Consider the following 9351-nt stretch of genomic DNA (forward strand, 5'->3'; position numbering starts at 1 on the left):
GATAACGCTGAAAAGATAGAATTAGTTATCGAGTTCGCTCATATTTTTCAGCTGGTCGCGATTGATCTGCTCTGTTTGACCGGTTGCGGCATTTTTGTACGATACCATGCCGGTGTCACTGTCTACCTTTGGTTTTCCGTCAGTCACAATGGTTTTGCCGTCGGTGGTTTTCACCGCCTGATTAGAGGAACAACCCGCTACGGTAAATAATGTTGCTGCGGCCAAAATAGACGTAATGAGAATGCGCTTTTGCATGGTGTTCTCCCTGCTTTTAGGTGAATTTCAGTTATCTTCATGACTAACTGTAGACTATTTGTCTGATGTATCAGGGAAATACAGAACACTCTTAGGCAGCGAACAATAACGCATTGCCGCACAACCACCAGCCCCGTAGAAATGAAAAAACCCGCCGGAGCGGGTTTGGATAACGTTTGCAGGCGCTTATTTAACGATCTGCGCGTGCATCTCCTGCACGGAAGTCACTTTCTCGGTTGCGTCCGCATTCAGCGCCATCGCCGTGGCGAAGCCGCCGTTCAGCGTGGTGTCGTAGTGCACCTTATACTGCAGGGCGCTGCGACGGATCAGCTTGGAATCCTCAATCGCCTGACGGCCTGCGGTGGTGTTGATGATGTAGGTGTACTCGCCATTCTTGATACGATCCTGAATGTGCGGACGACCCTCATGCACCTTGTTCACCAGACGCGGGTTGATACCGGCTTCACCCAGCACAATCGCCGTGCCGTGGGTAGCGTCCAGCTCAAAGCCGAACTTCAGCAGCTTGGCAGCCAGGTCAACGACGCGCTCTTTGTCGCCTTCGCGTACGGAGAGCAGCGCGCGGCCCTGTTTCTTCATGGTCGAGTTACTGCCCAGCTGTGCCTTGGCAAACGCCTCGGCAAAGGTGCGGCCTACGCCCATTACTTCACCGGTAGAGCGCATCTCTGGCCCTAACAGCGGATCCACGCCTGGGAACTTGTTGAACGGCAGCACCACCTCTTTCACCGAGTAGTACGGCGGGATAATCTCTTTGGTGACGCCCTGCTCGGTCAGGGACTTCCCTGCCATCACTCGCGCAGCCACTTTCGCCAGCGGCACGCCGGTGGCCTTGGAGACGAATGGTACGGTACGCGCCGCGCGTGGGTTAACCTCGATCAGGTAAACTTCGTTGTCCTTCACCGCGAACTGCACGTTCATCAGGCCACGCACCTGCAACTCGAAGGCCAGCTTCTGCACCTGCTGGCGCATTACGTCCTGGATCTCCTGGCTGAGGGTATAGGCCGGAAGCGAACAGGCCGAGTCACCGGAGTGCACGCCCGCCTGCTCGATATGCTCCATGATGCCGCCGATCAGCACCATCTCGCCGTCGCAGATGGCATCCACATCCACCTCTACCGCGTCGTCGAGGAACCGATCCAGCAGCACCGGCGCGTCGTTGGAGACGCTCACCGCCGTCATAAAGTAGCGACGCAGGTCGATCTCGTCGTAGACAATCTCCATCGCCCGGCCGCCCAGCACATAGGAGGGACGCACCACCAGCGGATAGCCAATCTCTTTTGCCTTCTCAACCGCCTGCTCGATAGCGGTCACGGTGGCGTTTGCCGGCTGCTTCAGCTTCAGACGGTCTACCGCCTGCTGGAAGCGTTCACGGTCTTCAGCACGGTCGATGGCATCCGGGCTGGTACCGATAACCGGTACGCCAGCGGCTTCCAGGGCACGGGCCAGCTTCAGCGGGGTCTGGCCGCCGTACTGCACGATAACGCCTTTCGGCTTCTCGATGCGCACGATCTCCAGCACGTCTTCCAGCGTGACCGGCTCGAAGTAGAGGCGATCCGAGGTGTCGTAGTCGGTGGAGACGGTTTCCGGGTTACAGTTGACCATGATGGTCTCGTAACCGTCTTCGCGCAGCGCCAGCGAGGCGTGTACGCAGCAGTAATCGAACTCAATGCCCTGGCCGATACGGTTTGGCCCGCCGCCCAGTACCATGATTTTGTCACGATCCTGAGTCGGGTTAGCCTCGCACTCCTCCTCATAGGTGGAGTACATGTAGGCGGTATCGGTAGAGAACTCTGCGGCACAGGTATCCACACGCTTGTAGACCGGGTGCAGATTGTACTGTTCGCGCAGCTTGCGGACTTCTGTTTCACGCACGCCCGCCAGCTTGGCCAGACGTGCATCGGCAAAGCCTTTGCGCTTCAGCTGGCGCAGGAAGTCAGCGTCGAGACCGTTGATGCCCACTTCCGCCACCTTCTCTTCCAGGCGCACCAACTCTTCAATTTGAACCAGGAACCAGCGGTCAACGTTGGTCAGGTTAAAGACGCCGTCAACCGACAGGCCCGCACGGAACGCATCCGCAATGTACCAGATACGCTCTGCGCCCGCGTCTTTCAGCTCGCGGCGAATTTTGGTCAGCGCTTCCGGATCGTCCAGGCTCACCTTCGGGTCAAAACCGGTTGCGCCCACTTCCAGGCCGCGCAGCGCTTTCTGCAGCGACTCCTGCTGGGTGCGGCCAATCGCCATCACTTCGCCTACTGACTTCATCTGGGTGGTCAGGCGGTCGTTGGCACCGACGAACTTCTCGAAGTTGAAGCGTGGAATTTTAGTGACGACGTAGTCGATAGAGGGCTCAAACGACGCTGGCGTACGGCCGCCGGTGATGTCGTTCATCAGCTCGTCGAGGGTGTAGCCCACCGCCAGCTTGGCCGCGACTTTGGCAATCGGGAAGCCGGTGGCTTTTGATGCTAGCGCCGAGGAGCGGGAGACGCGCGGGTTCATCTCGATAACGATCAAGCGACCGTTTTTCGGGTTCACCGAGAACTGGACGTTAGAGCCGCCGGTTTCCACGCCGATTTCACGCAGTACCGCCATCGAGGCGTTACGCATGATCTGATACTCTTTGTCGGTCAGGGTCTGCGCCGGGGCCACGGTGATGGAGTCACCGGTGTGGATACCCATGGCGTCAAAGTTTTCGATAGAGCAGACGATGATGCAGTTATCGTTCTTATCGCGCACCACCTCCATCTCATACTCTTTCCAGCCGATCAGCGACTCATCAATCAGCAGTTCGTTGGTTGGAGAGAGATCCAGACCGCGGGCGCAGATCTCTTCGAACTCTTCGCGGTTATAGGCGATACCGCCGCCGGTACCGCCCATGGTGAATGAGGGACGAATGATGCACGGGTAGCCGACGTCAGCGGCAACCGCCAGCGCCTCTTCCATGTTATGCGCAATGCCGGAACGGGCGGTATCGAGGCCGATTTTCTTCATCGCGACATCGAAACGGCGGCGATCTTCGGCTTTATCAATCGCGTCGGCGGTTGCGCCAATCATGGTCACGCCGAACTCTTCCAGCACGCCCTGACGCTCCAGCTCCAGGGCGCAGTTCAGCGCCGTCTGGCCGCCCATGGTCGGCAGCACCGCATCCGGGCGCTCTTTTTCGATGATTTTGCGCACCACTTCCCAGTGGATAGGCTCAATGTAGGTTGCGTCCGCCATCTCCGGGTCGGTCATGATGGTCGCCGGGTTGGAGTTAACCAGGATGACGCGGTAACCCTCTTCACGCAGGGCTTTACAGGCCTGAGCACCGGAGTAGTCAAATTCGCAGGCCTGGCCGATAACGATCGGGCCTGCGCCAAGGATCAGGATGCTTTTAATATCTGTACGTTTTGGCATGGTCTTCTCGGCTCCTGATTATTTGGCGGTAGAACGGTAGTGCTTAATCAATTCGATAAAGTGGTCGAACAGCGGCGCAGCATCGTGCGGGCCTGGGCTCGCTTCCGGGTGCCCCTGGAAGCTGAACGCTGGCTTATCGGTACGATGAATACCCTGCAGGGTACCGTCGAACAGCGAGGTATGCGTTACGCGCAGGTTAGCTGGCATGGTCGCCTCATCCACTGCAAAGCCGTGGTTTTGCGCCGTGATCATCACCGTGTTGTTATCAATATCTTTAACCGGATGGTTACCGCCGTGGTGACCAAACTTCATCTTCACGGTTTTGGCACCGCTCGCCAGGGCCAGCAGCTGATGGCCGAGGCAGATCCCAAACACCGGAATATCGGTAGCCAGGAAGGCCTGGATAGCGTCGATGGCGTAGTCGCACGGGGCCGGGTCACCGGGGCCGTTGGAGAGGAAAATGCCGTCCGGGTTCATCTTCAGCACCTCTTCTGCCGGGGTCTTCGCCGGGACGACCGTCAGGCGGCAGCCTCTGTCCACCAGCATACGCAGGATGTTGCGCTTCGCGCCGTAGTCGTAAGCCACCACGTGGAACGGCAGCTCCTCTTCTTTTTTCGCTTCCGGCAGCTCACCGGCCAGCGTCCAGCTTCCCTGAGTCCAGCTATAGGATTCAGCGGTAGACACCTCTTTCGCCAGGTCCATGCCGTTCAGGCCGGGGAACGCTTTCGCTTTCTCCAGGGCCAGCGCCGCATCCGGGCTATCGCCAGCGATGATGCAGCCGTTCTGAGCGCCCTTCTCGCGCAGCAGACGGGTCAGCTTACGGGTATCGATATCGGCAATGGCCACGATGTTATGGCGCTTGAGGTAAGAAGAGAGGTCTTCGGTGTTGCGGTAGTTGCTGGCAATCAGCGGCAGGTCACGAATAATTAGGCCTTGCGCGTGAACCTGGGACGCTTCTTCATCGGCTTCGTTAGTGCCGACATTACCAATATGGGGATAAGTAAGAGTGACGATTTGGCGGGAATAGGAGGGATCAGTAAGGATTTCTTGATAACCGGTCATTGAAGTATTGAAAACGACTTCCCCAACCGCCGAACCTGTTGCCCCTATGGCCCGACCGTGAAACTGGGTTCCGTCTTCCAGAACCAATAGCGCTGACTTAATCAAAACACCCTCCAGAGAATATTCACTCACTTTATTTGCATATTAATTCATATTGAAGCCACAAATCAATGCAAATCTGCTTACCGGTGTATTTTTGGCAAACGGCGGCATTCTAGAGACAACCTTGATGAAAGTCTACCACCCGAGCCACTTTTTCTTGGTTTTTTGCAACCCTGAGAGATAAGCTGCACATTAACATGCAAAAAAGCGAGCTAAATTGCAGAGGAAAACGCTTGCGCGCATCTATCAATTTCACTTTTTTATACGCAGCGGTAAAAACAGGGTTGAAGGAGGAGAATCTGGCGATTTTCACCAAAAACAGAGAGAAGAAACACTATTACAGCCATTTAAAACCATAAATCACATTAAACAGATAAAATAATGGGGCAATAAAATATTGCCCCATGCAATCAAAGCATTGCGATCACAATAACCACATCACGATGGGTAATAAATGCTACAGATTGTTGAGATCCAGCACGTCACGCATATCAAAAAGTCCGTCATTCTGTGCTTTAAGCCACAAAGCAGCCCGAACGGCACCGTTAGCGAACGTCATACGGCTGGAGGCCTTATGGGTAATCTCAATGCGCTCGCCCACGTCGGCAAACATGGCGGTGTGCTCGCCAATGATGTCGCCTGCGCGAACGGTGGCAAAACCGATGGTGCCCGGCTGGCGCTCACCGGTATAGCCTTCGCGACTGTAAACGGCGCACTCCTTCAAATCTTTATCTAGCGCGTGGGCGATAGCTTCACCCATGGCCAACGCGGTACCCGACGGAGCATCAACCTTATGGCGATGATGCGCCTCAATAATTTCAATATCGGTGTAGTCGCCCATCACCTTCGCCGCTTTCTCCAGCAGCTTAAGCATGACGTTGACGCCAACGCTAAAGTTAGCGGCAAAAACAATGCCAATGGTCTCTGCCGCGTCGCTGATAGCCTGCTTACCTGCCTCGTCGAAGCCGGTAGTGCCAATGACCATGCCTTTGCCATGCTGGCGACAGAACGCCAGATGGGTCAGGGTGCCTTCGGGGCGGGTAAAATCGATAAACACATCGAAATCGTCTTTCACCGCTTCAAGGCTACTCTGCACCGTCACGCCTGATTTGCCCGCGCCCGCCAGCTCTCCGGCGTCGCTGCCCAGCAGGGAAGAACCCTCCCGCTCCAGCGCCGCACCCAGCGTTACGCCATCCATGTTTAGCGCCGCCTGGATCAGCTGGCGGCCCATGCGCCCACCTGCGCCCGCAATGGCAACGCGAATTTGTGCTTCGTGCATAGTTGTGCTCTTTTGTTAATGAAATGCTATAAATCGCCTTCAGATTAACCAGCCCGCTAACGGGCCGCCAGCCGAAAACGCCGATAATTAGAATTTAATGATAAACGTCGGAAAGTATCAGCAAAAGACATGATTGCTGCCTGAGCGGCAGCAACAGGCTATGGCAGGAGATAACTGATGGTAAGCTGGCCTTTCTTCTGTTTTATGCTGCCAATCACCAGCTTATCAATATTTCGCAGGTCAGAAACATGCGTACCGCCGCACAGATAGGCAGGCAGATCGCCAAAGCGAACCTTACGGCGATCGCTTTCGAACGCCACGTGGCGCAGTAGCCCGGCACTTATCCATGTCTCAATGCTTGCCAGCAGCATGTCGCTGTCCGGTACGGCGGCTCCCTCGCCAGCAATAAACGTGACCTTCCCCTCGCCCGGCCAGTGATGCGCCTTGATCGGCTGCCAGCCGTGCCGCTCTGCCGCGTAGCCGATCAGATGGCCTGCGCTGTGCCAGCGCGAGTGCAGAGTGCGGGTTTCTGCATCAACCTGAATCGTCACTTCGCCTACGGCAAGCGGTTCCGGCAGGATATGTATCACGCTCTCTCCGCGCTGGACGACGCTCTCAACGCGGATGCCAGCAATCTCTCCTCTGTCGGCTGGCTGCCCTCCCCCCTGGGGATGAAACAGGGTCTTATCCAGCACGATAGCATAGCGGCCATCAGGCTCTTCGGTACAGCTGAGCACCTGGGCCGTACCCTGAGTTGCATCGCTTGTGTAATAAAGTCGTTCAGTCATGGTTGTTCTCCTCTCTCTGAGAACAGTATATTCATAATCTCCGGGACGATAATTCCCTTTTCAATCACTGCACTTTTGCGTATCAGGCACAAATGAACCCACTTCTGCTTCCCGATCTTGCGACCTTTGTTACCATCATTGAACAGGGTAGCTTCTCCGCTGCGGCGCGCGCGAGCGGAGCAACACCTTCGGCCATTAGCCGCTGCGTCTCGCGTCTTGAACAGGAGATGGGCTGTAAACTGCTGCATCGCACTACCCGCAAGCTGGCCCTGACGGAGACAGGCAGAACCGTTTACGAGCATGCCCAGGAGATGCTGGAGGCCGCCAGGCAGGCGTTAGACTCTGGTGGCAGCCTGCAAACCGTTGCTCAGGGCAAGCTTACCCTGAGCGTACCGAAAGCCGTTGGGCGCTTCGTTATCCATCCCCTGATGCCTGAGTTTCTTGCCCGCTATCCGCAGATAGATGTCACCCTGCGGCTAGAGGATCGCTATGTCGATTTAATTAACGATGGCGTTGATCTGGCGCTGCGTATCACCGACTTCCCTTCGCCGGGCCTGTACGGTAAAGCCCTGATGCCGGTAACCCACGCGATCTGCGCCACGCCTGAGTATTTACGCCAGTACGGAACGCCCGCGCATCCGCAGGATCTGCGTCGCCACAGCTGCATCTCTCTCGGCGAAACGCCTGCTGACGCACGCTGGAAATTTCGTCTGCGGGAAAAGATGGAGACCGTCCAGACGCGGGGCCGCTATGCGGCAAACCATACCGGCGTGCGTCTGGATGCGGTTAAACAGCATATCGGTATTGGCAGCCTGCCGCTGTTTACCGCCCGCGAGGCGCTGGAGAGGAGGGAGATTGTGCAGGTGTTGCCCGAGTGGGAATTTATCAGCACCTATTCTGGTGAGCTATGGCTACTGTGGACGCGAAATAAACATATGCCCGCAAAAATGCGGGCACTGATTAGCTATCTGACCGAAAAGATGCCTACCGGCATCGTTTAAGGGTTACTGCACTTCGCGCACGTCCACGCGCAACTCTTTCGGCACTTCGAAGACGATATTCTCTTCGCGGCCCTCAAGGGGAATGGCTTCTCCACCGCCCAGCGCTTGCAGGCGGGCGATGACGTTCTGCACCAGAATATCCGGTGCGGAGGCCCCGGCGGTAACCCCGACGCAGGCAACGTTCGCCACCCACGCTTCCTGGATATCGGATGCGTCGTCGATCAGAAACGCCGCTTTCCCCATCCGCTGGGCAAGCTCCGCCAGCCGGTTGGAGTTAGAGGAGTTTTTCGATCCCACCACCAGCACCACGTCGGCCTGTTCGGCCAGCGCGCGCACCGCCTCCTGGCGATTGGTGGTGGCGTAGCAGATATCATCCTTACGCGGCCCGACAATTTTTGGGAAGCGGCTACGCAGGGCGTCGATAACGTCAGAGGTATCATCCACCGACAGGGTGGTCTGGGTCATAAACGACAGGCGGGATTCGTCTTTGACGTTAAGCGTCAGCACATCCTCCGGCGACTCCACGAGGTACATGCCCCCTTTCGGGTTGCTGTACTGGCCCATCGTGCCTTCCACTTCCGGATGGCCAGCGTGACCGATGAGGATCGACTCTTCGCCGCGGCGGCTGGCGCGCGCCACTTCCATATGCACCTTGGTCACCAGCGGACAGGTGGCGTCAAACACCGTCAGATCGCGGCTTTTGGCTTCGTTACGCACCGCCTGAGAGACGCCGTGCGCCGAGAAGATCAGGATCGCGCCATCCGGCACCTCGCTGATCTGCTCGATGAAGATCGCCCCGCGCTCGCGCAAGCTGTCGACAACGTAGCGGTTATGCACCACTTCGTGACGCACGTAGATCGGCGCGCCGTAGATTGCCAGCGCGTTCTCAACAATGCTGATAGCGCGGTCTACCCCGGCGCAGAAGCCGCGCGGGTTGGCCAACAGGATCTGCATCTTATGCCTCCAGTGCCGGATCGACTTCCAGCACTTCAATATCAAAATGAACGGTGCGATCGGCCAGCGGATGGTTGAAGTCAACGGTGATCGAATCGCCGTTAATCTCGCGGATCACGCCTGGCATTTCGCTGCCATCCATTGCGGTAAACAGCATGATTGCACCCATTTCCGGTTCGCCCGCCTCCATAAACTCACGACGCGAGAAGTACTGGATCAGATCCGGGCTGCTGATACCAAAGGCGGCATCCGGCTCCAGCGAAAAGGCACGCTTTTCACCGGCTTTCAGTCCCAGCAAATGCTGCTCTAGCCCTTCCGACAGCGAGCCGTCGCCGAGGCGAAACAGCGCCGGTTTGCCATTGTTTCGGGTAGATTCGGCAACGGAGCCATCATCAAGCTTCAGCGTGAAATGCACCAGCACCGCGCTGTTGCTCTGTACAGAGTTAGACATGAAAATTGCTCACTTGTTTTGCCCGGTGGCGCTGCGCTTACCGGGCCT

Annotated in this window: 8 protein-coding genes; 1 reads left to right on the forward strand and 7 read right to left on the reverse strand. The window is 56.9% G+C overall.

All coding sequences use genetic code 11. From position 1 onward, the window contains the following. Window positions 1-21: 21 nt before the first annotated feature. From FN633_RS17165 to FN633_RS17185, 5 genes are all read right to left on the reverse strand, one after another. A complete protein-coding gene (locus FN633_RS17165) occupies window positions 22-255 on the reverse strand; it encodes a YgdI/YgdR family lipoprotein (RefSeq protein WP_042388159.1) in 234 nt (77 codons plus the stop codon). Window positions 256-441: 186 nt separating this feature from the next. After that, the gene (gene carB / locus FN633_RS17170; protein ID WP_042388161.1) at window positions 442-3666 is read right to left on the reverse strand and encodes a carbamoyl-phosphate synthase large subunit; all 3225 of its coding nucleotides are present in this window, start codon (window positions 3664-3666) and stop codon (window positions 442-444) included. An 18-nt stretch (window positions 3667-3684) separates the two neighbouring features. After that, entirely contained in the window at window positions 3685-4833 is a 1149-nt protein-coding gene (carA, locus tag FN633_RS17175; protein WP_042388163.1) for a glutamine-hydrolyzing carbamoyl-phosphate synthase small subunit, read from the reverse strand. Between the two features lie 454 nt (window positions 4834-5287). Beyond that, the gene (dapB, locus tag FN633_RS17180; protein ID WP_154058562.1) at window positions 5288-6109 is read right to left on the reverse strand and encodes a 4-hydroxy-tetrahydrodipicolinate reductase; all 822 of its coding nucleotides are present in this window, start codon (window positions 6107-6109) and stop codon (window positions 5288-5290) included. A 158-nt stretch (window positions 6110-6267) separates the two neighbouring features. Continuing rightward, window positions 6268-6897, reverse strand: coding sequence for an alanyl-tRNA editing protein (locus FN633_RS17185; protein WP_154058563.1), 630 nt, complete (start codon window positions 6895-6897; stop codon window positions 6268-6270). A gap of 92 nt (window positions 6898-6989) precedes the next feature. Here FN633_RS17185 and FN633_RS17190 point away from each other — a divergent pair, with 92 nt between their 5' ends. Next, complete coding sequence (locus FN633_RS17190) at window positions 6990-7898, forward strand: LysR family transcriptional regulator (RefSeq protein ID WP_154058564.1); 909 nt, start codon at window positions 6990-6992, stop codon at window positions 7896-7898. 3 nt (window positions 7899-7901) lie between these two features. Here FN633_RS17190 and ispH read toward each other — a convergent pair whose 3' ends face one another. After that, the gene (gene ispH / locus FN633_RS17195) at window positions 7902-8852 is read right to left on the reverse strand and encodes a 4-hydroxy-3-methylbut-2-enyl diphosphate reductase (RefSeq protein ID WP_154058565.1); all 951 of its coding nucleotides are present in this window, start codon (window positions 8850-8852) and stop codon (window positions 7902-7904) included. A gap of 1 nt (window position 8853) precedes the next feature. Next, window positions 8854-9303 carry an FKBP-type peptidyl-prolyl cis-trans isomerase gene (fkpB, locus tag FN633_RS17200; protein WP_042388172.1) on the reverse strand — a complete coding sequence of 150 codons (450 nt, stop codon included), beginning with the start codon at window positions 9301-9303 and terminating at the stop codon, window positions 8854-8856. Between the last annotated feature and the right edge of the window lie 48 nt (window positions 9304-9351).

Source organism: Pseudescherichia vulneris (assembly GCF_902164725.1).
Classification (GTDB): Bacteria; Pseudomonadota; Gammaproteobacteria; order Enterobacterales; family Enterobacteriaceae; genus Pseudescherichia; species Pseudescherichia vulneris.

What these genes read in the sequence shown, in the direction of transcription:
- FN633_RS17165 (WP_042388159.1), bottom strand. Translation starts at nt 255, where the DNA reads ATGCAAAAGCGCATTCTCATTACGTCTATTTTGGCCGCAGCAACATTA.
- carB (WP_042388161.1), bottom strand. Translation starts at nt 3,666, where the DNA reads ATGCCAAAACGTACAGATATTAAAAGCATCCTGATCCTTGGCGCAGGC.
- dapB (WP_154058562.1), bottom strand. Translation starts at nt 6,109, where the DNA reads ATGCACGAAGCACAAATTCGCGTTGCCATTGCGGGCGCAGGTGGGCGC.
- FN633_RS17185 (WP_154058563.1), bottom strand. Translation starts at nt 6,897, where the DNA reads ATGACTGAACGACTTTATTACACAAGCGATGCAACTCAGGGTACGGCC.
- FN633_RS17190 (WP_154058564.1), top strand. Translation starts at nt 6,990, where the DNA reads ATGAACCCACTTCTGCTTCCCGATCTTGCGACCTTTGTTACCATCATT.
- ispH (WP_154058565.1), bottom strand. Translation starts at nt 8,852, where the DNA reads ATGCAGATCCTGTTGGCCAACCCGCGCGGCTTCTGCGCCGGGGTAGAC.
- fkpB (WP_042388172.1), bottom strand. Translation starts at nt 9,303, where the DNA reads ATGTCTAACTCTGTACAGAGCAACAGCGCGGTGCTGGTGCATTTCACG.